24 protein-coding genes and 1 riboswitch are annotated in these 25,369 nt (G+C 68.2%); of the genes, 11 read left to right on the forward strand and 13 right to left on the reverse strand.

Annotated features, from left to right (window positions below):
* Nucleotide 1: 1 nt before the first annotated feature.
* Together L0M17_RS02770 and L0M17_RS02775 are read right to left on the reverse strand one after the other, a co-directional pair.
* A complete protein-coding gene (locus tag L0M17_RS02770) occupies nucleotides 2–991 on the reverse strand; it encodes a LacI family DNA-binding transcriptional regulator (protein ID WP_241050993.1) in 990 nt (329 codons plus the stop codon).
* Between the two features lie 572 nt (nucleotides 992–1,563).
* Entirely contained in the window at nucleotides 1,564–2,958 is a 1,395-nt protein-coding gene (locus L0M17_RS02775; protein WP_241050994.1) for an IS1380 family transposase, read from the reverse strand.
* Nucleotides 2,959–3,095: 137 nt separating this feature from the next.
* Between L0M17_RS02775 and L0M17_RS02780 the strand changes: the two genes are divergently transcribed.
* Both L0M17_RS02780 and L0M17_RS02785 read left to right on the forward strand, forming a co-directional pair.
* Nucleotides 3,096–4,508 carry an MFS transporter gene (locus L0M17_RS02780; protein WP_241050996.1) on the forward strand — a complete coding sequence of 471 codons (1,413 nt, stop codon included), beginning with the start codon at nucleotides 3,096–3,098 and terminating at the stop codon, nucleotides 4,506–4,508.
* A gap of 89 nt (nucleotides 4,509–4,597) precedes the next feature.
* Nucleotides 4,598–5,212, forward strand: coding sequence for a hypothetical protein (locus tag L0M17_RS02785; protein ID WP_241050998.1), 615 nt, complete (start codon nucleotides 4,598–4,600; stop codon nucleotides 5,210–5,212).
* A gap of 760 nt (nucleotides 5,213–5,972) precedes the next feature.
* Here the strand turns inward: L0M17_RS02785 and L0M17_RS02790 are convergent.
* Together L0M17_RS02790 and L0M17_RS02795 are read right to left on the reverse strand one after the other, a co-directional pair.
* Nucleotides 5,973–6,644 (reverse strand): response regulator, encoded by a 672-nt coding sequence (locus L0M17_RS02790; protein WP_241051000.1) that lies wholly within the window; start codon nucleotides 6,642–6,644, stop codon nucleotides 5,973–5,975.
* Entirely contained in the window at nucleotides 6,641–8,260 is a 1,620-nt protein-coding gene (locus L0M17_RS02795) for an ATP-binding protein (RefSeq protein ID WP_241051002.1), read from the reverse strand. Before L0M17_RS02795 ends, L0M17_RS02790 begins: the two co-directional genes overlap by 4 nt.
* Before the next feature lie 255 nt (nucleotides 8,261–8,515).
* Here L0M17_RS02795 and L0M17_RS02800 point away from each other — a divergent pair, with 255 nt between their 5' ends.
* From L0M17_RS02800 to L0M17_RS02820, 5 genes are all read left to right on the forward strand, one after another.
* Nucleotides 8,516–9,373: an ABC transporter ATP-binding protein gene (locus tag L0M17_RS02800; protein WP_241051003.1), complete on the forward strand. Its 858-nt coding sequence runs from the start codon at nucleotides 8,516–8,518 to the stop codon at nucleotides 9,371–9,373.
* 29 nt (nucleotides 9,374–9,402) lie between these two features.
* The gene (locus L0M17_RS02805; protein WP_241051005.1) at nucleotides 9,403–10,245 is read left to right on the forward strand and encodes an ABC transporter permease; all 843 of its coding nucleotides are present in this window, start codon (nucleotides 9,403–9,405) and stop codon (nucleotides 10,243–10,245) included.
* A gap of 127 nt (nucleotides 10,246–10,372) precedes the next feature.
* A complete protein-coding gene (locus L0M17_RS02810) occupies nucleotides 10,373–11,479 on the forward strand; it encodes an ABC transporter substrate-binding protein (protein WP_241051007.1) in 1,107 nt (368 codons plus the stop codon).
* A gap of 176 nt (nucleotides 11,480–11,655) precedes the next feature.
* The gene (locus L0M17_RS02815) at nucleotides 11,656–12,654 is read left to right on the forward strand and encodes an aldo/keto reductase (protein WP_241051009.1); all 999 of its coding nucleotides are present in this window, start codon (nucleotides 11,656–11,658) and stop codon (nucleotides 12,652–12,654) included.
* Between the two features lie 80 nt (nucleotides 12,655–12,734).
* A complete protein-coding gene (locus L0M17_RS02820; RefSeq protein ID WP_241051011.1) occupies nucleotides 12,735–13,883 on the forward strand; it encodes a glutamate--cysteine ligase in 1,149 nt (382 codons plus the stop codon).
* 72 nt (nucleotides 13,884–13,955) lie between these two features.
* Here L0M17_RS02820 and L0M17_RS02825 read toward each other — a convergent pair whose 3' ends face one another.
* The 5 genes from L0M17_RS02825 to L0M17_RS02845 are packed head-to-tail and all read right to left on the reverse strand — an operon-like array spanning nucleotide 13,956 to nucleotide 17,016.
* Nucleotides 13,956–14,495: a PRC-barrel domain-containing protein gene (locus tag L0M17_RS02825; protein WP_241051013.1), complete on the reverse strand. Its 540-nt coding sequence runs from the start codon at nucleotides 14,493–14,495 to the stop codon at nucleotides 13,956–13,958.
* Nucleotides 14,496–14,546: 51 nt separating this feature from the next.
* Nucleotides 14,547–15,056 carry an SRPBCC family protein gene (locus L0M17_RS02830; RefSeq protein ID WP_241051015.1) on the reverse strand — a complete coding sequence of 170 codons (510 nt, stop codon included), beginning with the start codon at nucleotides 15,054–15,056 and terminating at the stop codon, nucleotides 14,547–14,549.
* A gap of 2 nt (nucleotides 15,057–15,058) precedes the next feature.
* The gene (locus L0M17_RS02835) at nucleotides 15,059–16,261 is read right to left on the reverse strand and encodes an O-succinylhomoserine sulfhydrylase (protein ID WP_241051017.1); all 1,203 of its coding nucleotides are present in this window, start codon (nucleotides 16,259–16,261) and stop codon (nucleotides 15,059–15,061) included.
* A 3-nt stretch (nucleotides 16,262–16,264) separates the two neighbouring features.
* The gene (locus L0M17_RS02840) at nucleotides 16,265–16,681 is read right to left on the reverse strand and encodes a rhodanese-like domain-containing protein (RefSeq protein WP_241051019.1); all 417 of its coding nucleotides are present in this window, start codon (nucleotides 16,679–16,681) and stop codon (nucleotides 16,265–16,267) included.
* Entirely contained in the window at nucleotides 16,678–17,016 is a 339-nt protein-coding gene (locus tag L0M17_RS02845; RefSeq protein ID WP_241051021.1) for a DUF1737 domain-containing protein, read from the reverse strand. The genes L0M17_RS02840 and L0M17_RS02845 overlap by 4 nt, the downstream gene beginning before the upstream one ends.
* 9 nt (nucleotides 17,017–17,025) lie before the next feature.
* Nucleotides 17,026–17,165, reverse strand: a riboswitch (SAM riboswitch).
* Between the two features lie 203 nt (nucleotides 17,166–17,368).
* Between L0M17_RS02845 and L0M17_RS02850 the strand changes: the two genes are divergently transcribed.
* Complete coding sequence (locus L0M17_RS02850; protein WP_241051023.1) at nucleotides 17,369–18,148, forward strand: ABC transporter ATP-binding protein; 780 nt, start codon at nucleotides 17,369–17,371, stop codon at nucleotides 18,146–18,148.
* Complete coding sequence (locus tag L0M17_RS02855) at nucleotides 18,141–18,902, forward strand: ABC transporter permease (RefSeq protein ID WP_241051024.1); 762 nt, start codon at nucleotides 18,141–18,143, stop codon at nucleotides 18,900–18,902. Before L0M17_RS02850 ends, L0M17_RS02855 begins: the two co-directional genes overlap by 8 nt.
* A 16-nt stretch (nucleotides 18,903–18,918) precedes the next feature.
* Here the strand turns inward: L0M17_RS02855 and L0M17_RS02860 are convergent, their stop codons facing one another.
* From L0M17_RS02860 to L0M17_RS02875, 4 genes are all read right to left on the reverse strand, one after another.
* Nucleotides 18,919–19,890, reverse strand: a complete 972-nt coding sequence (locus L0M17_RS02860) for an acyl-CoA thioesterase (protein ID WP_241051026.1) — start codon at nucleotides 19,888–19,890, stop codon at nucleotides 18,919–18,921.
* A gap of 14 nt (nucleotides 19,891–19,904) precedes the next feature.
* On the reverse strand, nucleotides 19,905–21,074 hold the full coding sequence (locus L0M17_RS02865; RefSeq protein ID WP_241051028.1) for a cobalamin-independent methionine synthase II family protein: 1,170 nt from the start codon (nucleotides 21,072–21,074) through the stop codon (nucleotides 19,905–19,907).
* Between the two features lie 98 nt (nucleotides 21,075–21,172).
* Nucleotides 21,173–21,490, reverse strand: coding sequence for a hypothetical protein (locus L0M17_RS02870; protein WP_241051031.1), 318 nt, complete (start codon nucleotides 21,488–21,490; stop codon nucleotides 21,173–21,175).
* Nucleotides 21,491–21,569: 79 nt separating this feature from the next.
* Nucleotides 21,570–22,790: an acyl-CoA dehydrogenase family protein gene (locus L0M17_RS02875; protein WP_372497983.1), complete on the reverse strand. Its 1,221-nt coding sequence runs from the start codon at nucleotides 22,788–22,790 to the stop codon at nucleotides 21,570–21,572.
* A 148-nt stretch (nucleotides 22,791–22,938) separates the two neighbouring features.
* Between L0M17_RS02875 and L0M17_RS02880 the strand changes: the two genes are divergently transcribed.
* Entirely contained in the window at nucleotides 22,939–24,699 is a 1,761-nt protein-coding gene (locus L0M17_RS02880) for an AMP-binding protein (RefSeq protein WP_241051033.1), read from the forward strand.
* A gap of 2 nt (nucleotides 24,700–24,701) precedes the next feature.
* A complete protein-coding gene (locus L0M17_RS02885; RefSeq protein ID WP_241051035.1) occupies nucleotides 24,702–25,211 on the forward strand; it encodes a MarR family winged helix-turn-helix transcriptional regulator in 510 nt (169 codons plus the stop codon).
* Nucleotides 25,212–25,369 lie beyond the last annotated feature (158 nt).

Below are 25,369 nucleotides of genomic sequence, written 5' to 3' on the forward strand. Positions count from 1 at the left end.
CTCACTTCTTTTTCGAGGGGATGGGGGAGATTCGAGGGGCGGAGGTGGAGCCGCGGACGATCAGCTGGGACCCGAGGCGCACGGGTGCGGCCGGGCGGGGCTTGCCGGCGAGCTGCTCGAGCAGGAGGTCGAGGGCGAGGGCCCCGCCGCGCTCGATATCGACCCGCACCGACGTCAGGCCGGGCTCGGCGGCGGCAGCGACATCGAGGTCGTCGATGCCGACCACGCTGAGGCCCTCCGGGCAATGCCTGCCGAGCTGGCGCGCGCCCGCGAGCAGGCCGATGGCCACGAGGTCGTTGTACGCGATTGCTGCCGTGGCACCGCTCGCGACGACCGACGCCGCCGCCGCCAGCCCGCCGTCGACCGTCGCATTCTGGTGGCCCACCGAGGCGAGCTCGATCTCCCACTCCTCGCACAGCCGCGTCACCGCTTCGAGGCGCTGAGCGTCCGCCCAGGACGTCGGCGGCCCAGGCACGTAGGCGAGCTTGCGGTGCCCGAGCGCGAAGAGATGCTCGACGGCTTGGCGGAGTCCGTCCCCGGCATCGAGGAGCACGCTCGGCGCGCGCTCGGCTTCGCCGTTGACGACGACGGCGGGCACCGGCCCAACCAGGCCCCGCAGTTCGTCGGCGGGCAGGCGCGGCGAGCAGAGGACGACGCCGTCCGCCACCGCTGCCAGGGCAGCGACCTGTTCGCGCTCGCGGTCGGCCGACTCGGCGGTGTCGGCGAGGAGCATGCGGTGCCGGCCCGGCCACGCCCGCTCCTGGATCGCCTTGATCAGGGCCGCGAAGACGGCGTTCGCGACATCTGGGACGACGACGCCGATCATGCGGGGTCCGCTCTGCCCCGGGGCCTCGTAGCCGAGTTCCTCAGCGGCGGCCGTGACCTTCTGGCGTGTAGCGGCGGCGAGCCTGCCCGGCTCGCTGAAGGCCCTCGAGGCGGTGGCGAGGGAGACGCCTGCGCGTTTTGCAACGTCGGTGAGCGTCGCGGGCATCGGGGCCTCCTCAGGTTCGCATCATTCGTCTTGGCAAGACTTGTGCAAGGTTATCAGGGATCTTTCACTTGTCTTGTGACCTTGAAACGTTCTTGTTACTTTCGTTATACGGAAATATGATTCCCTCTTGTGGAATAGCCCAAGGCGCGCCTACGCTGGATTCGTCCATACAGCGTGAGGCAGTTCACATCGAACTCCTCTTCGACACGAGAATGGCAACCCCGTGACCCCCACCCCCCACAGCGCGCTGAAGGCGAGTTCGGCGCGCGGCGAGAACCGGCAGCGTAGCCGGTCCTCTCGTCTCCTGATCGCCCGTGTGGCCCCGAATCCGAAGGCCGCAAGCGGCCGTCGGGCGGGGCTGTGGCCACAAGCCCCGGGCTCAGGAATCTCTCGTTTCTGCAACTGATTCCCGCGAAGCCTTAGCCTTGATCCACCGATCCGCGGCCGTTCCTGAGTGGTTCTGGGGAGCAGCCCAGGTCATTGTTATCGGGCGTGGGGTATCGGCCGGCCTCGCTGCTGACGCGTTCCACGGTGGCTGTGTTCTGGGCCTGATCGGGCCGGCGGGCGGGTTCCTATGCCGTTCGCGGAGGTGCGTGGGCGGTGATGAAGAGCTTTTCCCACGCGGCCTGCCATGGCCAGGAATCGGGCAGGCGGAGGCGGATCTTTCGGGCGCTTGAGGCGATCCGGGCCGGGATGTTGACGAGCTTGCGGCGGATGGTGCCGGTCCTGGCCTTGATGAAGGGTCCGGCGGCGAGGATCCCGGCGGCCCGGGCGAGGTTGAACGCCATGGCCGCGGCGACGAGCCAGGCCGAGTTCGCGGCGAACTTTCCGGAGGGCAGATGGGCCAGGGCCGAGTCCTTCAGATCGGCATGGACCTGCTCGATGACCGCGTGGCCCCGGTGGGTCGCATCCGCCGCGACGGTGCCGAGGTCCTCGGCGGGGACGGTGGTGAAGAACGCGTGGTGACGGTGGGTGGCGAACAGGGTTCCCTGCCCGTTCTCGGCCTTGGGGTTCAGGTCCGGGATCCGGCGCACGACGAGCCGCCCGCTCACGCGCTCGGCCTTCTTCCGGGAGGCGAACGCGGTGAAGGGCACCTCGGCGACCTCCGCCTTCGAGACCCAGGCTCCGGCTGCCTCGTCGAAGACCGCGTCGGTGTACTCGATCGTCGTCCACGCCTCGTCCCGGATGGAGCTGATGGCGCGCTTGATGGCCGGGTCCAGACGGACCGTGACCGAGATCTCGGCCCCTGCGGCGCGGGCAGCGGAGACGGTCGGATGCCCGTAGAAGGCCGAGTCGGCCCGCACCAGCACCCGCCCGGCGGTGCCGGTACGGCGCAGGGCCGAGAGCGCATCGGCGACCAGCCGGGAGGCCCCGCGGGAGGAGTTCGCCGCGCCCTTGCGCAGCCGCTGGGCCAGGATGACCGGGGCGGTGTCCTGCGTGGTGGCCGTGGCCAGCAGGGCGTTCAGCCCGCGGACCCCGGAGTACCCGTACCCGGATCCCTGCTTGGCGTAGCCGTGGACCTCGACGATCGTGTCGTCGAGGTCCACGAACACGAAGTCCCCTTCCTCCCGGTTCCCAAAAAGGGGTGCCCGGGCGGCCAGGCTGGCCAGGAACCGTGCCGCGACCGCGTCGAGCTGGCGGACGTGGCCGAAGGCGAACGCGCGCAGGAACGAGCCCAGGGTCGAGGGCGCATAGCAGCCTTTGAACAGCTTCTTCATGCCCCCGTGCCGCAGCAGGGCCATGTCGTCGATCGAGTCCGCCCCGGCGACCATCCCGGCCACCAGCGCGCCCAGCTTCAGCCCGGCATTCGCGCCCTTGTCCGTCGGCACGCTCAGGTGCTCGTCGGCGAGAGCCTGGAGACCGGCGGCCTCGGCCAGGCGCATCACCGGCACCAGCCCCGCCGCGGAGACCAGATTCGGCTCGTCGAAGGACGCCGCCACCGCGGCGCGAGTGTGGGAAACTAGCACCTACGAGATGCCCTCTCATCCTCAGGCAATTGGTTCTGTCGCAAGTCCAATTTTCCCCGAGATGGCGGGCATCTCGCCTTTAATTACGCAGCGCTACTCACAGGCCCCATCGGTGGATCAAGGCTTAGGAGCTAGCTGTGTCCTCTCAGCTTTCCAAGAAGTCCCCTCACGAGGGCCGGAAGAACCGCCCTCATCCAGGAGCCCAGACTGCGGCTCGCTCAGAAGCCCAGGCTGAGACCATCGCCCGGCCCCGAGGCAAGGCGCGCTGGAGCATCGCCCTGCTCATGGGCTTCGGCATCCTCATCAACTACGTCGATCGGCTCTCCATCTCGGTCACGCAGAAGCCCCTGACTCATGACTTCGGGCTGACCGCCACGGAATTCGGCATCCTCTCGTCGGCCTTCCTCTGGTCCTACGCGATCATGCAGATCCCGTCCGGGATGCTCCTCGACCGCTTCGGCGTGAAGAAGATCTGGGGCGGAAGCGCTGTCCTGTGGACGATCGCCTCGGTCCTCACGGCCGTTGCCTCCGGTGCGTGGATCATCGTCATTGCGAGGATCCTGCTCGGCGTCGCCGAGGCACCCGCCTTCCCGGGCGCCATGAAGGCCACGGGCCAGTGGTTCCCGCGGCATGAGCGCGGCCTGTGCACTGCGATCTTCGACAGCGGCACGCGCCTCGCCAACGTCATCGGGCTTCCCCTCATCGCGTTCACGGTCGCGACTTGGGGCTGGCGTGAGGCGTTCTGGCTCCAGGCGGCGCTCTCCGTCGTCTTCCTCGTCGCGTTCCTCTGGCGCTACACCGGCCCGAAGGCGCGCCTCGCGAAGGGCCGCATGTCGGAGGAGGAGTACGGCTACATCGTCGATGGCGGCGCGTCGAGCGAAGAGATCCGCCCGTCGAGCGACTGGGCCACGGTCGGCTACCTCCTGAGGCAGCGCAAGGTCTGGGGCCTCTCGCTCGGACTCGCAGGTGCCGGGTACGTGCTGTGGATGCTGCTCACCTGGCTCCCCGGCTACATGCAGACGAGCATGAACCAGAGCGTGCTCCAGAGCGGCATCTACGCCGCGGTCCCGGCCTTCGCGATGTTCGTCTCGGAGATGACGATCGGCGGCTGGTGGGTCGATCGCGTGATCGGCCGGGGCGCGAACCCGGACAAGGTGCGCAAGGGCATCCTCGTGGCTGGAATGATCGTGGCCCTGTTCACGGTCGGTGCAGCGTTCTCGAACACTCCGGTCGTTGCGATCATCTGGATCGCGATCGGCAGCGCAGGCATCGCCCTCGTGTACGTCACGAGTAACTCGCTCCCCGCGCTCATCGCCCCCGAGGGCAGCGCCGGCTCGCTCGCTGCGATCGTGAACTGCGTGAACCTCCTCGCGGGCGTCGCGGCTCCGATCGTGACCGGCTTCGTCGTCGACACCACCGGGCACTTCTTCTACGCGTTCATCATCGGCGGTATCGCACTCATCGGCGGACTCGCCTCGTACGTCCTGCTCATGGGGAGGATCGAACCGATCCCGGCACGCGGCGTCGTCCGCGAGCCCCTCGAAGGATAGGCGCCTCGAAGGGTAGAGAACGGACATAGAAGGGGCCCAGCATTTGGCTGGGCCCCTTTTTTGTCCGTCAGGGGGTTAATCTCAAAGGGATGACTTTGGAACCCCATGTCCTGCGCGAGCTCGCGATTCAATTGCGCGAGCTCGCTGGCGTGCCTGAACCGGCAGCCGTGACGCTCCCCGAGCTGGCCCACCCCGTGCCGCGGCCGGCGCGGGCCCCGGGTTCCGGCGTCGAACTCCGGCCCGAATTCCAGCGCCGCCTCACCGCCGTGGCCCATTTCAAGGCCGAAAATGGGCGTCTTCCCCAGACCGGCGGCATCATCACGCCCGCAGAGCGGTCCCTCGGCGTCTGGCTCCTGCGCCAGCGACGGCGGAACCAGGGCGGGCGGCTCCCCGACCCCGAGCGGGACGCGCTCACCACGACGCTTGGCCCCGCGTGGGTGCTCCCGCCCGGCGACGCCTGGTGGGCCGAGAACGGCGGGGACGCGAACGGCGGGGACGAGCTGGAAGAAGCGCGGCCGCGTCGGCGGAACCGCGCGACGGCCGACGACGACCGCCACCGGGCCCCCTGGTCACCCGAGGAGGAGGACCTCGTGCTCAACGCGGACCTCTCGCTCGCGGAGATCGCGGCCAAGATCGGGCGGACTCACGCCGCCGTCAGGAACCGGCGGCAGATCCTCCGCTCTGCAAGCCGCCGGACTTGGTAAGGGGCCCTCGCGGAGCCTGGCCGGAGGCCCTCGCGTGCATGGCGAGGGGCCTCGCGGAAGACCCGCCGGCTGCCCTCAGTTCCGCCGGTTGGCCGCACTTCCGCCGGTGGGAGCCCCCTCTTTTGCGGCCGACCCCCTTCCCGGACGCAGTTCCGCCGGTTGGCCTCACTTCCGCCGGTTGGAGCCCCCTCTTTTGCGGCCGACCCCCTTCCCCGACGCAGTTCCGCCGGTTGGCCTCACTCCCGCCGGTTGGCCTAGCTTCCGCCGGTCGGGACCCCCTCTTTTGCGGCCGACCCCCTTCCCGGACGCAGTTCCGCCGGTTGCCCTCACTCCCGCCAGTTCGCTGCAGTGCCGCCGAGAGCCCATCACGTCGCTGACCTATGGGGGCAGCAACTGTCAGGTGGGTTTAGGCCGGTTCTGGGGGCGAGACCGCTGCCGAAAGCCGCATCTCCTTGGTAAATCCCGGCCGGAGATGCGGTCGAGGGCAGCTGTTGCGGCTGACGGCAGCATCTGGCGGGATTGCCTGGCTGCCTGAGGCTGCTCATGACGGCTGGGAGCGCCACAGACCCAAGCGACATCGTGTCCGGTGGGGGAGTCCCGCCAGTCGACCCCAGTTCCGCCGGTCGGCCTCAGTTCCGCCGGGGTGCTGGAGTTTCGCCGGTTGGAACCCCCTCTTTTGCGGCTGACCCCCTTCCCGACGCAGTTCCGCCGGTTGGGCTCAGTTCCGCCGGTTGGGCTCAGTTCCGCCGGTCGGCCGCCCTCACGCCCCCGGGCGCACCACGTACGTGTTGACCGGCCGGCCGGTGGTCCCGTACTCGAGGGTCAGCTCGAGCCGCCCCTTGCGCTCGAGCTCGCTGAGGTACCGCTGGGCCGTCGGCCGCGAAATGCCGATGAGCTCGGAGACGTCCTGGGCGCCGAGTGGCCGCTCGGCCGCGCGGACGGCGTCGAGCACCTTCTGCATGGTCGGCGGGAGGCTGCGCGCGGTGGGCCCCGGGGTCGGCGCGTGCCGCGCGGCGAAGAGCGCGTCGACGTCGTTCTGCCCCGATATGTGACGGGAATCCGCCTCGGTGCGCCACCGACGGTAGGCCGCTAGCTGCGCGGTGAGCTGGTCGAAGCCGAACGGCTTGACGAGGTAGTAGACGGCGCCGCCGCGCATCGCGGCACGCACGGTCCCAACGTCGCGGGCGGCGGTGATGATGATGGCGTCGACGTCGTGCGTCTCGCGGAGGGAGCGCAGCAGGGCGATCCCGTCCTCGTCGGGCAGGTAGACGTCGAGGAGCAGGAGGTCGGGTTCGAGGCGGGCGACGGCGTCGCGCGCCTCCGCGGCGGTGTGCGCCTCGCCGATGCACTCGTACCCCTGAACCCGTGCGATGTGCGCGGCATGGATTCGCGCCACCCGGTAGTCGTCGTCGACCACGAGGGTTCGGATCATAGAGCCGCAGCTCCTTCCGTTCGGTGGGCCGGCGCCGGTGCCGGCACCCATACTTCGAAGCGTCCGCCGGGGCCGGCGAACACGTCAATCGTGCCACCAGCACGGTGCACAATCCGCGCCACGAGCGCGAGCCCGATCCCGCGGCGCATCCCGGGGCGCGGCACCTTGGTCGTGTAGCCGTCGCGGACGACGGCGTCGATCGCCTCGGCCGGCACACCGGGGCCGTTGTCGGTCACCGAGATGAAGATGCCGGACGAGTCGTCGAGCTGGAGAGTCACCTCGCGCGGCGCGGGCTGGCTCACGACGGCGTCGACCGCGTTGTCGAGGAGGTTGCCGACGATCGTGACGAGGTCCTGCGTGCCGAGGAACGGCTGGCGGAGCTGCGAATCGTCGGTCACGGTCAGCTTGACGTCCTGCTCACCGGCGACCGTGATCTTCGCCAGGATGAGGGCCGCGAGCTCGGGCGGTTCGACGCGGCCGCGCAGGCCCTCGCCGAGGGAGCGGGAGGTGTCCGCGACGCCGGAGATGAAGTTGCGGGCCTGATCGACCTCGCCGAGCTCGAGGAGGCCGCTCACCACGTGCAGCCGGTTCGCGTACTCGTGCTCTTGAGCCCGGAGCGCCTGCATGAGGCCCTCCGTGGAGCGAAGGTCGCGGACAAGCGCTTCGACCTCGGTGCGGTCGCGAAGCGTGACAACGGCCCCGATGCTCCGACCGCCCACGCTCACGGGCATGCGGTTCGCGACGAGCAGGGCATCGTCGGTCAGCACCGCCTGGTCCGCGCCGCGAGTGTCCCCCGTGAGGATGTCGCGGAGGCGCCCGCCTGGCAGAAGCTCGTCGATCTTCTGGCCCAGCGCGTTGCCCTCAAGCTGAAGGAGGCGCCGGGCCTCGTTGTTGATGACTGTGACCCGATCGTCGTCGTCGAGCCCGATCATGGCCTCCTTGATCCCGTGCAGGAGCGCCTCGCGATCCTGCAGCAGCGAGGCGATCTCAGCCGGCTCGAGCCCGAAGGTCGCGCGCTTGATCGCCCTGCCCAGCAGGAGCGAGCTGACGGCTCCGATGAGCAGCACGAGAGCGGAATAGCCGACGATGAGCCCGGCCTCACGGCCAATCGCCGAGTTCACGTTGGCCTCGAGGATGCCGACCGAGACCTCGCCGATGACGTTTCCGCGCGAGTCGAAGATCGGTGCCTTGGCGTTCGCCGAGTTGCCCAGACTTCCCGGATCGGTGCCCAGATGGGTCTGGCCGTCGAGGACCGCGACGGGTTCTTCGAGTCGCTTCCCGATGAGCGCGGGGTTCGGGTGGGAGTACCGAATGCCGTTCCTGTCGGCGACGACGACGTAATCCGGCTGAGCGTGGATCATCACCTGTTCGGCGAGGGCCTGGATCTGGTGATTCGGGTCCTTGGCCTCGAGGTCGGCGACGATCTGGGGCATCGCGGCGACCGTGGTGGCGATTCCGAGGGCGCGGAGACGGTATTGGTCGTCGAGGACCTGCCGGGTGATCTGGCTCGTGACGAAGCCGCCGAGGGCGACCGTGAGCAAAAGTATGCACAGCGTCCACACGAGGATCTGCGAGGCCACGGGCCGGGCGCTCCACCATTTTCGCGGGCTTTTCATCGTGATGCGCCTTGGATGATCAAAAGGCTCAAAACCTGAATGAAAGCTAATAATCCTCGCAATCCGCGCAACTCTGGCCGCACCCTCGTGGTCCTTTCTACGGTTGTACCAGTCGCTGTGATTCAGCTCACCGGGTACATAGAAAGGATCCCGCAGCCAAAGGCATCCGCGCAAATTACCGAGTATGCCGAATCGCAGCCAACCTGCACTGAAAGACGCAAAGCTCTTTCCCGAAAGACAGAGAGGTCTTTGACCATGGGTGGAAATCATCCCCGCCGCACACCGGCGGCCCCAGGCCAAGCCGACGAGCCTGCAGGCATCGAAATTGTCGGTCTCACCAAGCGCTATCTGACCCCGAAGGGGGAGACCTTCACGGCCATCAAGGACGTGACGGTCTCGGTCGAGCCCGGCCAGTTCTGCTCGATCGTCGGGCCGACGGGCTGCGGCAAGTCCACCACGCTCGCCCAGGTCTCGGGCCTCGAGCGGCCCAGCGCCGGCTCGGTCAAGGTCGGTAGCCACATCGTGGACGGCATCACGAGCGGTGTGAGCTACATGTTCCAGGCGGACGCGCTGTTCCCCTGGAAGAGCGTGCTCAACAACGTCATGATGGGCCCGATCCTGCTCGGCACGCCGAAGCGCGAGGCCACCGAGCTCGCCATGGACTGGCTCCGCCGCGTCGGGCTGGCCGGCTTCGAGGACCGCTACCCGCACCAGCTCTCCGGCGGCATGCGCAAGCGCGTGGCGATGGCCGCGGCGCTGATCAACAACCCGCGGATCCTCCTCATGGACGAGCCGTTCGGCGCGCTCGACGTGCAGACCAAGGCGATCATGCAGAACGAGCTCCTCAAGCTCTGGGAGGAGCTGCGGCCCTCCGTCCTCTTCATCACCCACGACCTCGACGAAGCGGTTGCGCTCTCCGACCGGGTCGTCATCATGACCACGAGCCCGGGCTCGGTCAAGGACATCTTCGACATCGACCTGCCCCGGCCGCGTGGCAACGTCCAGGAGATCCGGCACGAAAAGCGCTTCCTCGACCTCCAGGGTCAGATCTGGGACTCGCTCAAGGACGAAGTGACCCGAGCGTACGCCCGAACGGCAGGTGCAGCAGCATGACAACAGCAATCAATCCGGCAAGGACTCCTGTGGTTGAGCGAGCGACCGACATGCAGGCGGCGGGACGCCGCAAGGCACGGCGACGTACGACGGCGATCTGGGCCGGCCGTGCGGCCCTCGCCGTCATCGTCGTGGGCGGTTGGCAGTGGTTCACCGAGATGGGCTGGGTCGACAAGTTCTTCTTCGGCCAGCCGTCGATGATCTGGGACAGCCTCGTCAAGCTCTTCACCGAGGGCACCGCGTTCGGCTCCATCTGGGACAACCTCTGGGTCACCGTCCAGGAGGCCTTCCTCGGCTTCCTGCTCGGCACCCTCGTCGGCGTGGTGCTCGGCATCCTCCTCGGCTCGAACAAGTACCTCTCCTCGGTCATCGGCCCGTACATCCGGATCGTGAACTCGATCCCCCGAATCGTGCTCGGCTCGATCTTCATCGTCGCGTTCGGCCTCGGGGTGTTCCCGAAGATCCTGCTCGCGGCAGTCCTGGTCTTCTTCGTCGTCTTCTTCAACGCCTTCCAGGGCGTCCGCGAAGTCGATCAGAACCTCGTTGCGAACGTGCGGGTGCTCGGAGCCTCACCGCTACAGGTCGCGATGCACGTGACGATCCCCTCGGCGATGACCTGGATCATCGCGAGCCTGCACACCGCCTTCGGCTTCGCGATCATCGGCGCCCTTGTCGCGGAGGTGCTCGGCGCCCAGAAGGGCGTGGGCCTGATCATCAGCCAGGCGCAGGGGACCTTCGACCCGAATACGGTCTTCGCCTGCATGGTGATCATCGCGATCGTCACCCTCGCGGCCGAATACCTCATCAGCCTCCTCGAGCACAGGCTGCTCAAGTGGCGTCCGCCGAACCGCTCCGAGGCCCAGGCAATCTGAGGCCCAGACAATCTAAGGCCTAAGCGATCTCATCGCAGATTTCCGAACCGTGGATTTCCGAACCGCAGATTTCCCCACGAAGTTTTCCATCACAACACCCGAATCAGAACAAAGGAAAAGTGCGCCAATGAAGAAGCACACGATTTTCTCCGTCGCAGCTGCAGGAGTGATTGCGCTCGGCCTCGCGGCCTGTGGCAGCAACAGCGCCAGCAGCGGTTCCGCCAGCGGCGGCTCGAGCGGCAGTGCCAACGCCTCGATGCCCACCGTCAAGATGATGGTCGGCGGCATCGACAAGCAGATCTACCTCCCGTACCAGCTTGCAGAGCAGCTCGGCTACTACAAGAAGTACGGCGTGAACGTCCAACTCTCCACGGAGCAGGAGGGCGGCGTCGGCGCCGAGGACGCGATGGCGTCGGGCCAGGTTGACTTGGCTGGCGCCTGGTACATCCACACGATCGACTTCCAGTCGAAGGGCAAGGATGTCATCAATCTCGTGCAACTCTCCGGCGCTCCGGGGGAGCGGATCATGTGCAACCCGAAGGCCAACGTCCACTCGGGTGCGGATCTCAAGGGCAAGACTGTCGGCGTGACCGACCTGGGTTCCGGCACGGATGAACTGACCCAGTTCATCGCCGCGAAGGCCGGCGTGTCGAAGAACGACTACCACACCATCGCCGTCGGCGCTGGCTCCACGGCGATCGCGGCTATCCAGCGCGGCTCCGCCGACTGCGTCATGACCACCCAGCCAACCGTCGGCGCACTCGAAAGCAAGAACCTTGCTGTTCCTGCGATCGACCTCGCGACGGCTGACGGAGCCAAGGCCGCCCTCGGCGGCACGCTGCCCTCGGCGGGTCTCCTGGCCCGTGCCGACTGGGTCAAGAACAACGAGGACACGGTGCAGAAGGTCGTGGATGCGCTCGTCGACACGATGCACTGGATCAGCACCCACTCGGCGGCCGACATCGCGGACAAGCTCCCGCAGTCCTTCGTCCAGAACAGCACCATCACCAAGGACCAGTACGTTTCGGGTCTGAACCAGGACAAGGCGCAGTTCCTGCCTGACGGCATCATGCCGGCCGGCGGCCCGAAGACGATCTTCGACGAGGAGAAGACCATCGGCGTCGATACCTCCAAGATCACCTACGCCGACACCTTCACCAACAAGTACGCCCAGGCCGCGCTCAAGCTCGAGGGCTACACCGCAAGTTCGACGCCGGCTGGTGACAATGGCTAACCACCTCCGCGCTCGATAAACTCCCCGGGGCCGCGCCCCCCATCGGGCCCGGGGAAAGCGGCGGGCTCGCACCTCGAAAGGTGCGGGCCCGCCGTCGTGCGCCCAGGGCGGAGAAATCACCGGGAGTCGCTCCGAGGACTTGACGTGGGGCACACCCCAAGGGGTTGGCTGGAGGCATGACTGAGCAGACGCGAACCCTCGGTACCGTTTCCCCTCTGACTGTTTCCTCCATGGGCCTCGGCTGCATGGGGATGTCCGAGTTCTACGGAGCGCCGGACGAGGCCTCGGGCATCGAAACCATCCACCGCGCACTCGACCTCGGCATCACGTTCATCGACACGGCTGACATGTACGGGCCGTTCACGAACGAGAAGCTCGTGGGCCGGGCGATTTCCGGCCGACGCGACGAGGTCCAGCTCGCGACCAAGTTCGGCAACGTGCGCGGTGAGAACGGCGAACGGCTCGGCATCAACGGAAGCCCCGAGTATGTGCGCTCGGCCTGCGATGCCTCGCTCGCCCGGCTCGGCGTGGACCACATCGACCTCTACTACCAGCACCGGGTCGATCAGAAGGTCCCAATCGAGGAGACTGTGGGCGCGATGGCGGAGCTCGTCGAGGCCGGCAAGGTTCGTCACCTCGGCCTCTCGGAGGCTTCCCCGCAGACCATTCGCCGTGCGCATGCCGTGCACCCGATCACTGCCCTGCAGACGGAATACTCGCTCTTCACGCGTGACCTCGAAGACGAGATCCTTCCGACAATCCGCGAGCTCGGCATCGGCCTCGTGCCGTACTCCCCGCTGGGCCGCGGGATCCTCACGGGCCGCCTCACAGCCGAGTCGCTCTCGAAGGAAGGCGATGCGCGCAGCAGCCGCTACTTCCCACGGTTCCAGGGTGAGGCGCTTGAGGAGAACCTCCGGCTCGTCGACCAGATCAAGGCGATCGCCGAGCAGAAGGGCGTGACCCCGGGCCAGATCGCTCTCGCGTGGGTCCTAGCTCAGGGCGACGACGTGGTGCCGATTCCCGGAACCAAGCGGGTCAAGTACCTCGAGGAGAACGCGGCCGCCCGCGATATCCGCCTCTCCGGCGACGACCTCAGGGCCCTCGAGGAAGCCGTGCCGCGGGGCGCCGTCGTCGGCTCCCGCTACGGCGACATGAGCAGCATCGACCAAGGCTGAGGTGCTTCGGGCGCCTCCCGGCCGCGAGACGGGAGGCGCCCGCATCGTGTCAAGATCCCTTATGCGGGCAGAATGGCGTCATGCGCACCTTTGGGGTAGAGGAAGAGCTCCTCGTCGTGGATCCCACGACGGGCCAGGCCCTTCCGCTTGCCGATCGCATGCTCGCGGTGGCCGGCAGACCACAGGACATGTCCCACGAGTTCAAGCTCGAGCAGATCGAGATCCAGACCGTCCCGTGCCGCGATCATGACGAAATCCTCGGCGCCCTGTACACCGGGCGGCGGCTCGCGGACAGGGCGGCCCGCGCGTGCGGCGGCCGGATCGCAGCCCTTGCCACCTCGCCCCTCCCGGTCGAGAGCTCGCTTACCCCGAACGATCGGTTCGCCCGGATGAACCACGAATTCGGGCTCATCTCCCGCGAGCAGCTCACATGCGGCCTGCACGTGCATGTCGGCGTGGACTCGCCGGCCGAAGGCGTCGCCATCCTCGACCGGATCCGGGAATGGCTCCCGGCTCTCGTCGCGCTCACGGGCAACTCGCCTTATTGGTTCGGCATCGACACCGGCTACTCGAGCTTCCGGACCCAGGCCTGGAACCGCTGGCCCTCCTCAGGCCCCCAAGAGATCTTCGGGGAGGCCGCGACCTACCGCAAGCGGGTCGACGCCATGATCGCAACGGGCGCGATCCTCGACGAGGGCATGGCCTACTTCGATGCGCGGCTCTCGCGGCTCCACCCGACCGTCGAGGTCCGGGTCGCCGACGTGCCGCTTCTCGCCGCCGATTCCGCGCTGGTCGCCGTCCTCGTGCGCGCACTCGTCGAGACGGCGGCGCGGGAAGCGAACGACGGCGTAGCCCCCTTGGGCACTTCCGTCGCCCTCCTGCGGCTCGCCGCATGGCGCGCGAGCCGTTCGGGGCTCGACGGCGAGTTGGTGCATCCCGCGACGTGCCTCCCTGTCCCCGCTGCCGAGGCGCTCGATGCACTCCTCGCGCACGTCGCCCCCGTGCTCCGCGAGACGGGCGAGTTTCGCCGCACCGAGCGGGCTTTCGCCGAGGTGCTTGAGCGGGGAACCGGGGCCCGGGCGCAGCGCCTGGCCGCCGAGGCGGCCGGCATCCCTGCAGCCGTCCGGATGGCGCTCGAGCGCACAGCGTCCCCCGAAGGGACCTGGGACGACGGCAGCAGGGTCGCGCTGAGCGTCGTGCGCCGGGCGACCAATGTCTTGAGCGCCTAGCGTTCGGCAGCCTCAGGCCGGGCGTGTCCCAGCGCGCGTCTCAGTCCGGGCGGGTCTCAGTCCGGGCGCGTCTCAGTCCGGGCGCGTCTCAGCGCGCGCCTCGTCCGGGCGCGTCTCGGTCCGGACATACCTCCGTAGCCGCGAGCCCTCCGTTTCCCGCCGCCCCATCTCCTGCCGCTGGGCGGCGGCGGCCTCGTATCCGCTTCCGCCCCCGCCCGTGGCCGCGTAGCCGGTGGCGGTCGTCGCGGCATCAGTGATCGGCCTCTCCCCGGCGTCGGGGCCGCGGCCGGTCCATCCGAGGCCACGGTAGTAGTCGTAGAGGCGGTCTTCCTCGTCTTGCTCCAGCCGATTGTCCGGGTCGATGTGGGGCGCGTCCTTCACCTGGTCCTTCGAGTAGGGAACCACCAGGTCATCGTCCTGGAGCCTCGCCTCATCGAGCGGAACGAAGGACTCGTGGGTCCCGAACAGGCCGGTCTTGACTGTCAGCCAGTTCGCCTCGCCCGTCTCGTCGTCGAGGTAGAAGTGCCCGATTCCCCCGATTTTCTCCCCGTCCGGGGTGACGACGTTGCCGCTCTTGTCCGTCAGGCTGTCGATCTGATCGTTGGTGAACATTGACCCTGATTACCCGCCGAAGCGAGTCGGCAAGCACCGGCCGCCGGGCTTTCACCCGCGAAGCAGCCGCTTGAGCGTGACCCAGTACGCGGGGCGGGCGACGGCGAACGCCGCCAGGCCTACGATCCACGGGAAGCGCGACAAGCCGAAGTCCTGGACCCAGCGCACCGTGGAGCCCGCCGTCGTCCGTTCTTCGGGGTGACCCGCGGCGCCTCCGCGCCCCGGACTCACAGTGACCTCGATCGAGCCGCGGACGAGCTTGCCCGACTTCACAATCCGTGCGTGCCCCGCGCGGGAGCCCTCGGGCGGATCGATCTCCTCAACCGTCATGACGTCGTTGAACCCGAGCAGGCGGCCGCGGAAGCCAACACGGGTGAGCAGCGTGCACGCAACGAATCGGTGGCCTGGCTGCAACTCGTCCGCGGAGGCGAGGCCCTCGATGATATGCGTGAACGGGATGAGCCGGTCGTGGGCCCGGAGATCCAGGATCCGGGCCCACGCGACCGGGGCAGGCAGCGGCGTCTCGAGCCGGAGTTCGAAGTGCCGCAGCCGCCCGGGCACGCTCAGGCCTTGAGAGCCTGCTCGAGGTCGCCGATGAGGTCGCCGACGTCCTCGAGGCCCACGCTGAGCCGCAGGACGCCGTCGCCCAGCCCGATCGCCGCGCGGCCCTCGGGACCCATGGCCCGGTGGGTCGTCGTCGCCGGATGGGTGACGAGCGACTTCGAGTCGCCCAGGTTGTTCGAGATGTCGACGATCCGCAGCCCGTTGAGGAACCGGAACGCGGCGTCCTTGCCGCCGCCGTCGGGCGCGTTGAGCTCGAACGTCAGCACGGTGCCGCCCGCGCTCATCTGCTTGCGGGCGAGCTCGTACTGCGGGTGCGACTTGAGGTGCGGGTACTTGACCCAGCCGACCTCCGGCTGCGCCTCGAGCCACTCCGCGATCGCGAGCGCGTTCGCCGACGAGTGCCGCACCCGCAGGCCCATCGTCTCGAGGCCCTTCGTGAGGACCCACGCGTTGAACGGGCTGAGCGCTGGGCCCGTGTGCCGCATGAGCTGCTTGACCGGGCCTTCGATGTAGTCCTTCGGCCCGAGGATCGCGCCTCCGAGCACGCGACCCTGACCGTCGATGTGCTTCGTGCCCGAGTACACGACGACGTCGGCGCCGAAGTCGAGGCTCCGCTGCAGGAGCGGGGTCGCGAAGACATTGTCGACGACGACGGTCGCCCCAGCCGCGTGCGCAAGGTCCGCAACCGTCTGGATGTCCACGAGCTCCTGCATCGGATTCGACGGCGACTCGAAGAAGACCGCCTTTGTCGGTACCGAAAGCGCCTCGCGCCACTGGTCGACGTCGGGGCCGTCGACGAAGACGGTCTCGACGCCCCAGCGGGGGAGGATTTCGTTGAGGATCACGAAGCACGAGCCGAAGAGGCTGCGGGCCGCGACGACCCTGTCGCCAGCCCCGAGCAGCGCACCGAGCGCGGTGAACACGGCCGACATGCCGGAGGCCGTCGCGAAGCACGCCTCGGTGCCCTCGAGGAGCCGAAGCCGCTCTTGGAACGTGGCCACGGTCGGATTGCCGTAGCGGGAGTAGACGAAGCGCTCGTCCTCGCCGGTGAACGCCCTCTCGGCTGCCTCCGCCGACTCGTATACGAAGCCGGAGTTGAGGAACAGGGCCTCTGAAGTTTCCTGAAAATTGCTGCGGTCAAGCCCGCCGCGCACAGCCTGGGTGTCTTCGCTCCAGCTCGCGGCGTCGATGTTGAAGGTCACTGACTACTCTTGTCCTACGTTCGTGGGGAGGCCCCGGTTCTTCCATCCGTTCACGTTCCGCTGCCCATCGGGCCCGGGCACGCCCTCGAAGCCCTCGAGCACGTTGTACGCCCTGAAGCCGAGGTTCGTCGCGGCGGCCGCCGCCGCAGCGGAGCGCTGGCCCGAGCGGCACAGGAAGAGCAGCTCAGTCTCGCGGTTCTCCGGGCCTTGGAGCTCGAGTTCGATGACGAAGTCCGGGTTCGGAATGCCGCCCGAGAAGACCCACGGGATGAACAGCGGGTCGTTGTCCGTCTGGCGCGTGTCGGGGATCCCGATGTGCGCCCACTCTTCCTCGGTGCGCACATCGACGAGGACGGCGGAGCCCGACTTCAGCTTGTCCCAGGCCTGCTCCGGCGTGAGGTCACCTTCATAGAGGCTCATGCGTGGCCCTCCCCGTCGTACTCGCCCTCGCTGGTGATTCCCTCTGCGAGCTCGTCGACGGCGGAGGCCACGGCCGCGTCCGCCCGGGCGACGGCGTGGGGGAGGATGATGGCCTGGGCGACGATCACGTCCGTGCCGTTGAAGGTGGCGGCAGGGCTCCCGTGGAGCACGTAGCCCTCGGCAAGGGCTTGGGAGATCCGGGCGCAGAACTCGCGAGTGTCCGGACCGGTGAGCAGACGGTAGGCGAGGCGCTCCTCGGAGGCGCTCGCCGGTGCGGCGGGATCGTTGAGCGGTGTGGCGGCCGCCTCTCCCGTCTCTGTGGCAGTGTTGGACATGGGCGGGCTCCTTCTGGCTTGCGTATCGATGGTCGAATTGCCGAGTCGTCACCTGAGGCACCCCGCCGGATGGAGGGTTGCCGGCCAGCAAGTCAGGGCAGTGCGACCGCGCGGGGAGGCCCCGCCGTCGCGCGCTGGCGCTCGTTACTCTGGCTTGAAAGTAGCACGCGACCACGGGGCCAGCCACGGCGAGCCGGTAACGATTGGCAACACCGCGAAACACGCGCGCCGAGCCGTTTCTAGCTTTCTCCTGTGAGAAGGCCGGGGGCACGAGCGGAACGCTTCCCTGCAGCCGCCGGAGACCTATGCTCATGGTGGAGGAACTGAATAACACGACGCGGAGGTAGCCCGGGTGAGTGAGGCAGAGCGGCCCACAGTTCTCGAGGTGCAGGATCTCGTTGTCCGCTACGGTCAGCAGACCGCAGTGGACGGACTCGGCTTTTCCATTCTGCGGGGTGAGATCTTCGGGCTCCTCGGCCCGAACGGGGCGGGAAAGACGACGACGCTGAGCGTCATCGAGGGCCTGCGCAAGCCCTACTCCGGACGGGTTGTGATCGATGGCGTCGAGACCGTTCACGCTCCGCTCGCCGTCAAGGCGAAGCTCGGCGTGCAGCTCCAAGCTTCGAGCTTCCAGTCCGAGCTCACGATCGAGCAGATTGCGCGCCTGTACGCTGGGCTCTACGGGCTTGACCTCCCGCAGCGGCAGATCAGGGAACGGCTGGCGGACGTCGGGCTCCAGCAGGAGATCACGAAGCCGTTCAAGAAGCTCTCGGGTGGGCAGCAGCAGCGTTTCTCGCTCATGGTCGCCACGATCCACAATCCCTCGATCCTGCTCCTCGACGAGCCGACCGCAGGCCTCGACCCGCAGTCCCGCCGCCAGCTCTGGGACCGCATCGAGGGCTCGCGGCAGAGAGGCGGAAGCATCCTCCTCACGACTCATTCCATGGAGGAGGCCCAGGCGGTCTGCGACCGGGTCGCCATCATCGACCACGGTCGGCTCCAAGCCCTGGGCGCCCCGAAGGAGCTCGTCGCCATGCACCGCGACGATCCGCGCGTGCTCGCCGTCGCCCACGGCGACGTGACCCTCGAAGATGTCTTCATCGGGCTGACAGGAAGTGCCATCCGTGACTGAGACCATCGCCCCCGTCGTCCCGCCAATCGGGCTGACCCTGCGCTCGCTCCTTCGTGCGGACGCCACCGTCCTGCTCCGCAGCAGGCAGGCCTTCGTCCTCAACCTCGCCGTCCCGATCCTCATCCTCATCGTGACCAACCGCGGCGGGAGGCTCGGAAATCCGGGCTTCCTCATCGGCATGGCGCTCACCTACGGGCTGCTGTCCTCGGCGCTCATCGGCTACTCGATCACCGTGGCGCGCGACCGGGAGGCAGGCGTCTTCCAGCGGCTTCGGGTGACGCCGACTCCGACGTGGGCCATCATGGCAAGCCGCCTCGCAGTGCAGCTCGCGGCAAACCTGATCGTCTCCGTGATCGTCATGATCGTCGGCAGCATCATGCACAGCACGACGTTTTCGTTCGGCGTCTACCTGCTCATGTTCGCTGTCTCGCTGCTGGGCGCCGTCGTCTTCCTCAGCATCGGGCAGGCGCTCGTGGGGCTCGTGAAGAACGCGACGGCGGTCAACGCGGTCGGCAGGGTCCTGTTCATCCTGCTGATCCTCACCGGCATTCTCGGCTCGACCGGCATCCTCGGCGACGACTTCAAGAACTTCGCCTCGTGGACGCCGGTCGGTGCCCTCATCAACCTGTTCTCGGCGGTCCTGAACACGTCGGCGTGGGGCGCCGACCAGACGGACGGCATCATCGCCTCCATCGGCTACATCGTGGTCTTCGCGGGCATCGGCATCCGGTGGTTTCGCTGGGAGCCGCAGTAGGTCTGGCTCGAGGTCTTCAGGATCCGGTCTCCAGCAGGTGGTTCGGAAGGCGGTTCCCCGGGGCCCGGCCTCGGATCTCGAGGAGCTCGCGGGCATGCGCCCACAGCCGCCGGTCCTCGTCCGAGACCGGCACCCAGGGCCTGACTGACCGGGCGGTGCCGTTCTCGTCGCGCGCCACCATGACGGTGAGGCAGTACGTCGTGAGGTGCAGCTCGCCTCCCTTGGGGCTGCCTGACCGGACGTGGACAGCAATGTGCATGCCCTTGTTGCCGGTGTAGACGAGACGCGCCTCGACCTCGACCACGTCGCCGATGAGCAGGGGCCGGTAGAACCGGACACCGCCCGAGAACACTGCCACCGTGTCTTGGCCGGAATACCGCGCCGAGCACACGTACGCGGCCTCGTCGATCCACTTCATGACGGTGCCGCCGTGGACCTTGCCGCCCCAGTTGACGTCGGTCGGAGCAGCGAGGAAGCGCAGGACCACGCGCTCCGCCGTGCCCGCCTCCGTGTACACCTGGCGGCCCATTGATTCGACGATCTCGTCGCGGACCTCGATCCGAGCGACCGCGTGCGCCTCGGCCTCCCGCTCCGCGTCCGTGCTCGGCACGAACTTCGGCACCTCGACAGGCTTCCCGTCAGTCCCGACGGCTACGAAGATCACGAGGCACTGGCTGCGCATCGTCGGCGTGCCGCCCCTCGGATCGCCCGAGGAGACGACAGTGCTGATGTGCATGGACGAGCGGCCGGTGTACACGATCGTGGCCGTGACCTCGACCATGTCGCCCACGTTCACGGGATCCGCGAAGTGGATGTTGCCGACGTAGGCGGTCACGGCGTACGTCTTCGACCAGCCGACGGCGGCTGCGTAGGCGGCCTTGTCGACCCACTCGAGGACGGTTCCGGCATCGACCGAGCCGGAATGCCCGACGTCGGTCGGCGCGGCCAGGAAGCGCAGGGTGACTGTGTTGCTCTCAGGCTGGGTCACGCCGTCGTCCGCCCTCAGCCCCAGAGCCGCTCGGTGGCGAGGCGCGCGCCTTCGGAGAGCGCCTCGAGCTTCGCCCATGCGATCTGCGGGTGCACGCGGCCGAGGATCTGGGCGAAGCGCTCGATCCGGTCCGCGACGAGCTCGGGGTGCTCGATGACGTTCGTCGCGTGCGAGACGACCCCGGGCACGACGGTCTTCTCCTCGGGCAGCGTGAGGTCGCGCCACACCTTCCACTCATGCTCGTGCCGCACGTTCGCAGCCTCGAACGAGTAGGAGCCGGCATTGATGGAGAGCATCGTCTGGGCAAGGTCCGCGAACGGGAGGTCGGTCGTGTGCGGGCCGTGCCACGAGCCCCAGCACAGGTGGAAGCGGATCTGCTCCTGAGGCAGGTCGCGGATCGCATAGTTGAGGGCCTCGACGCGCAGCCGGGTGAACGCGAGGTAGTCCTCGACGGTGGGCTCCGGGTTGATCATGTCCCAGTTCTCGGCGATCGAGGGGTCATCGATCTGCACCGTGAGGCCGGCCTCGACGATCGCCTTGTACTCCTCGCGCATCGCGTCGGCGCACGCGTAGACGAGCTCCTCGTCGCTCTTGTAGTACTCATTCGCAATCCGCGATGCGGAGCCGGGGGAGAGGGCGGGGAGGAAGCCGGTCTCGAAGCCGTTCGCCGCGAGGGCCTCCTTGAGGTGCGCGATGTCGCGCCGGACGGCGTCCTGCCCCGTGTAGGTGATGGGGCCCGTCACGGAGGGCTGGGGTACGGCCTTGCGGCCGGTGAGGATGAACGAGTTCGGATCGTTGTAGGCCTCGTCGAAGCGCACCCGGTCGCGGCGGTCCCGCATGCTCGTGAGGCGGATCTTGCCCGGCTCGGAGCGGACCCTCTCCGTGCTCTGCCACCGGTCGACGCCGCCGGGAGTGAGGCCGCCGAGGCGCGAGAAGGAGTAGTTCCACCAAGCCCCGTAGTCAACGGAGTTCGACATCGTGTGGCCGTACTCGCCGTCGTTCGGGAAGGTGATGCCCACCTCGCGCTGTCGCGCCACGACATCCTTCACCGAGCCCGCGAGCAGCTCTTCGAACGCCGCCGGGTTCTGCGGGTTCTCCGTCATCGCTGCGTTCGCGGCGAGAAGCTCGGGTGAGCGGGGCAGGGAGCCGGCGTGCGTCGTCTGGATGAAGTCGGTGTTGTGCATGGGGCCAGTCTGGCCCATCGCACCGACAGAATTGTCGGGTTACGGCGGGTTAAGCAGTGCCGCCCCCGCGGCAACCCGACAATTCCGCCAGGAGTGAGTCAGTCGCGGTCCTCGTCGCCGAAACCGGTCTGCGTGTGGCCCCCGCTCTCGGAAGGGATGCCCGCGGCCCCCGCTGTCCCGAGCCCAATCCCGCTGCCACGCCGGCGCCGCTCGCGATGCGGAGGCTCCTTGGCCTCGCCGTCGGTGTGCGGGTGGTGCAGCAGCATGGACTCCTGATTGTGGCCGTAGCCCTCGTCCTGGTTGTAGCCCTCGCCCAAGCCCGGGTCGTCGCCGTAGACCGGAGTGTCGATGTTGGCTGGCTTGGTCGAGGGGGCGGGCTGGCTGGCTTCGGTCTCGGTCACTTCGCTCGGGTCCATACCGGAACCGTAGGCATACGACGGCGAAGGGCGCCAGATGCGTCCGCCCTCGGCTGAGCGGGGCCGACCGGGCGCGCCCTCAGACGAACGCCGACTTGCCCGTCACGGCCCGCCCGACGATGAGCGAGTTGATCTCGTAGCTGCCCTCGTACGTATAGAGGACCTCGGCGTCCCCGAAGAGCTTCGCCATCTCGAAGTCGCTCGAGATCCCGTTGCCGCCGAGCAGAGACCGGCCGAGGGCAACGGATGCGCGGGCGAGGCGCGTCGTCGTCGCCTTCGCCATGGCGGCCTGCGCCATCCCGAGGCGGCCTTCCTGTTGGAGCCGCGCGATCTCGAGCATGAGCGAGAGCGAGGCGTGCGCGTTGCCGAGGATCTCGGCGAGCTGCTGCTGCACGAGCTGGAACGAGGCGAGCTCGCGCCCGAACTGCTGCCGGCCGAGCGCGTACGCGCGGGCGACGTCGAACGCTGCGAGCTGGATTCCGGCCGCCTGCCAGCCAACCCACGCACGCGAGTCGCGGAGGAGCTCGTTCGTGTGCGCGAAGCGCGTCGCTCCGGGCAGCCGATTCCCCTCGGGCACGCGCACCTCTTCGAGCGAGATGTCCGCGTTCTGCATGATCCGCAGCCCGATCTTGTGCGGGATCTTGCTCGCGCTGAACCCGACGCGGTCGGTCTCGACGATGAAGCCCTTGATCTCGTGGTCCTCTTCGTCGCGGGCCCAGACGAGCACGAAGTCCGCGACCGTCCCGCTTCCGATCCAGCGCTTCGCGCCGTTGAGGATCCAACCCTCGCCGTCGCGCCGGGCCGTCGTCGCAAGGCCGCCCGCGATGTCCGAGCCGTGCTCGGGCTCCGTGAGCGCGAACGCGCCGAGCGCGGCGAAGCTCTCGAGCGGGGCGATCCAGCGCCGCTTCTGCTCGGGCGAGCCGAGGGAGCCGATCATGCCGAGGATGAGCTCGTTGTGGATGCCGACGAGCGCCGAGAGCGAGACGTCCGCCCGTGCAACCTCGGCGTAGACGAGGCCCTTGAAGAGCGCCGACGTGCCGTCCGTGTGCAGCTTTGCGAGTCCGGCGTCCGCGAGGCCAGGGAGCAGCTCGTGGGGGAAGGCCTCGTTGTTCCAATGCTCGATGCTCGCGGGCCGGATCACGCTCTGGAGATAGTCCCGTATCGCGTGGTAGCGGCGCTGTTCGCCGGACGGGAGCAGGTCGACGACGTGGAGCAGGTCGGCGTCGGGGAACGGCGGGGCCGCGGGCGGGCTGGTGGGCGACGCGAGGGCTGGTTGGGGCAGCAGTGGAACTTCGAGCATGGGTGGCACTCTCCGTGGTGGGGCTTCCCGGCCCTTGTGAGGCGGGAAGCAGTCTTCCGAACCGTTGGACGTCCTAGTATATTTCAGGGTGACGTGGATCACTAGCTCGGGTCCAAGGGGGAGCGCGGGCGAGGGCGAGAGGCGCAGCATGACAGTCACCGACGACTTCCGGGCGGCCCGAGACCGGCTCCTGGCGCTCCGAGAGGATTACGCCCAGGCTCACAGCGAGTTCGAATGGCCGCAGCTCGCAGAATTCAATTTCGCGACCGACTGGTTCGACCACCTCGCCGCCGACCCCGAGCGCGGTCCGCAGCCAGCCCTCGTGATCGTCGAGCAGGGCGGCGCCTCCACGCGGCGGACCTTCGCCGAGCTCGCCGAGAGCTCGCGGCGAGTGGCCTCGTGGCTCCGCGAGCAGGGTGTGCGGCGCGGCGACCACATGATCATCATGCTCGGCAACCAGGTCGAGCTGTGGGAGCTCATCCTCGCGTGCATTCGGCTCGGCGCCGTCATGATCCCCACGACGACCCTCATGGGTCCTCGCGATCTGCAGGACCGCGTCGAGCGCGGCGCCGTGCGATGGGCCGCCGTCGGCGCGGCCCACGTGGGCAAGTTCGACGACGTCGCGGGCGACTACGAGCTCATCAGCGTCGGCAGTTCGGCGCAGCCAGCGAGAGGTGCGGACGACGACGGCGCGCGGCAGGGCGGCGTCGTCCGCTCTGTCCTCGACTACAACCAGACGGCGACAGCGGGCCCCGACTTCGAGCCGGACTCCCCGACCCGCGGCGACGAGACGCTCCTGCTCTACTTCACGTCCGGGACCACGTCGAAGCCCAAGCTCGTCGAGCACACGCACACGTCGTATCCCGTGGGCCACCTCTCCACGATGTACTGGATCGGGCTTGAGCCGGGCGACGTGCACCTCAATGTCGCCTCGCCGGGGTGGGCGAAGCACGCGTGGTCGAACGTCTTCGCGCCGTGGCTCGCCGAGGCCACCGTGTTCATCTACAACTACGAGCGCTTCGACGCGCCCGCTCTCCTCGAGCAGATGGGCCGCGAGGGCGTCACGAGCTTCTGCGCGCCGCCGACGGTCTGGCGCATGCTCATCCAGTCGGACCTCACGCGTCTGGCCACGCCGCCGCGGAAGGCTGTCTCCGCGGGCGAGCCGCTCAACGCCGAGGTCATCGAGCAGGTCGAGCGAGCGTGGGGCCTCACGATCCGCGACGGCTTCGGCCAGACCGAAACCACGGTCCAAGTCGCCAACACACCGGGCCAGCCCGTCGCCGCCGGTGCGATGGGACGGCCGCTCCCGGGCTACGACGTCGTCCTCGTCGATCCCGCAACCGGCGAGGAGGGCGACGACGGCGAGATCTGCCTGCGCCTCAATCCCCGGCCGGTCGGGCTCATGGCGGGGTACCACGGGGACCCCGAGCGGACTGCCGAGGCGTTCCGCGGAGGCTATTACCACACGGGCGACATGGCGCGGCGGGACGCCGACGGCGTCATCACGTACGTCGGCCGGGGCGACGATGTCTTCAAGTCCTCGGACTACCGGCTCTCGCCGTTCGAGCTCGAGAGCGTGCTCATTGAGCATCCCGCCGTGGCGGAGGCCGCCGTCGTGCCGTCGCCGGATCCGGTGCGCCTGTCCGTGCCGAAGGCATTCGTGGTGCTAGCCCCGGGGTATCAGGCTGGGCCCGAGCTCGCGGAGGAGATCCTGCGGTACTGCCGCGAGCACCTCGCGCCGTTCAAGCGCATTCGCCGGCTCGAGTTCAGCGAGCTTCCCAAGACGATTTCGGGCAAGATCCGTCGCGTCGAGCTGCGGCACGGTGAGGAGGCGCGGCATTCGGGGGACTTCGCCTCTGATGGGGGCGTTGAGTACTCCGAGGCCGACTTTCCGAGCCTGAAGGAGTAGCGGTGGGCGCTCCGCTTCCGCGCGATCCGATCGGCGATGCCCAGCGCAACTGGGAGCGGCGCGGGTGGGGCGAAGTCGCCGCGCCCATGGCTGCCATCACGGCCATCATGCGGACCCAACAGATCCTGATCGGACGCATCGAGGAGGTGCTCAGGCCGTTCGGCCTCACGTTCGCACGCTACGAGCTGCTCGCGCTGTTGAGCTTCGCGCGCGGGGGTGCCCTCCCCATGAGCCGGGCGAGCGCCCTCCTGCAGGTCCACCCGACCTCGGTGACCAACGCCGTCGACCGCCTCCAGGACGCCGGGCTCGTGGAGCGATCGCCCCACCCCACGGACGGCCGCACGACTCTCGTCGGGCTCACCGCCGAGGGCCGCTCCCTCGTGCAGCGGGCGACGGCGGCGCTCAACTCCGAGGTCTTCGCCCAGTCGGGCTTCACCGACGACGACGTCGAGCAGCTCATCCGCGTCCTGCACGGCTTCCGACGCCGAGCAGGAGACTTCACAGACCCCTAACCTCCCGCCCTTTCCTCGTTTCGGGTACAGAAACTCCCCCTCTTTTTTCGTTTCGGGTACGGATAATCGCCCCATTTCTCCATTTCGGGTACGGATAATCGGCCTCCGGATCATTTCGGTACGGAGCGGGAATGCCCGCGGCGTGGGTTATCTGTACC

Origin of the sequence: Sinomonas terrae (assembly GCF_022539255.1) — a bacterium.
GTDB classification, from domain to species: Bacteria; Actinomycetota; Actinomycetes; order Actinomycetales; family Micrococcaceae; genus Sinomonas; species Sinomonas terrae.

Excerpts from the sequence above, each read along its gene's own strand:
- L0M17_RS02770 (WP_241050993.1), bottom strand. The coding sequence starts at position 991 with ATGCCCGCGACGCTCACCGACGTTGCAAAACGCGCAGGCGTCTCCCTC.
- L0M17_RS02785 (WP_241050998.1), top strand. The coding sequence starts at position 4,598 with ATGACTTTGGAACCCCATGTCCTGCGCGAGCTCGCGATTCAATTGCGC.
- L0M17_RS02790 (WP_241051000.1), bottom strand. The coding sequence starts at position 6,644 with ATGATCCGAACCCTCGTGGTCGACGACGACTACCGGGTGGCGCGAATC.
- L0M17_RS02795 (WP_241051002.1), bottom strand. The coding sequence starts at position 8,260 with ATGAAAAGCCCGCGAAAATGGTGGAGCGCCCGGCCCGTGGCCTCGCAG.
- L0M17_RS02800 (WP_241051003.1), top strand. The coding sequence starts at position 8,516 with ATGGGTGGAAATCATCCCCGCCGCACACCGGCGGCCCCAGGCCAAGCC.
- L0M17_RS02810 (WP_241051007.1), top strand. The coding sequence starts at position 10,373 with ATGAAGAAGCACACGATTTTCTCCGTCGCAGCTGCAGGAGTGATTGCG.
- L0M17_RS02815 (WP_241051009.1), top strand. The coding sequence starts at position 11,656 with ATGACTGAGCAGACGCGAACCCTCGGTACCGTTTCCCCTCTGACTGTT.
- L0M17_RS02820 (WP_241051011.1), top strand. The coding sequence starts at position 12,735 with ATGCGCACCTTTGGGGTAGAGGAAGAGCTCCTCGTCGTGGATCCCACG.
- L0M17_RS02825 (WP_241051013.1), bottom strand. The coding sequence starts at position 14,495 with ATGTTCACCAACGATCAGATCGACAGCCTGACGGACAAGAGCGGCAAC.
- L0M17_RS02840 (WP_241051019.1), bottom strand. The coding sequence starts at position 16,681 with ATGAGCCTCTATGAAGGTGACCTCACGCCGGAGCAGGCCTGGGACAAG.
- L0M17_RS02845 (WP_241051021.1), bottom strand. The coding sequence starts at position 17,016 with ATGTCCAACACTGCCACAGAGACGGGAGAGGCGGCCGCCACACCGCTC.
- L0M17_RS02865 (WP_241051028.1), bottom strand. The coding sequence starts at position 21,074 with ATGCACAACACCGACTTCATCCAGACGACGCACGCCGGCTCCCTGCCC.
- L0M17_RS02870 (WP_241051031.1), bottom strand. The coding sequence starts at position 21,490 with ATGGACCCGAGCGAAGTGACCGAGACCGAAGCCAGCCAGCCCGCCCCC.
- L0M17_RS02875 (WP_372497983.1), bottom strand. The coding sequence starts at position 22,790 with ATGCTCGAAGTTCCACTGCTGCCCCAACCAGCCCTCGCGTCGCCCACC.
- L0M17_RS02880 (WP_241051033.1), top strand. The coding sequence starts at position 22,939 with ATGACAGTCACCGACGACTTCCGGGCGGCCCGAGACCGGCTCCTGGCG.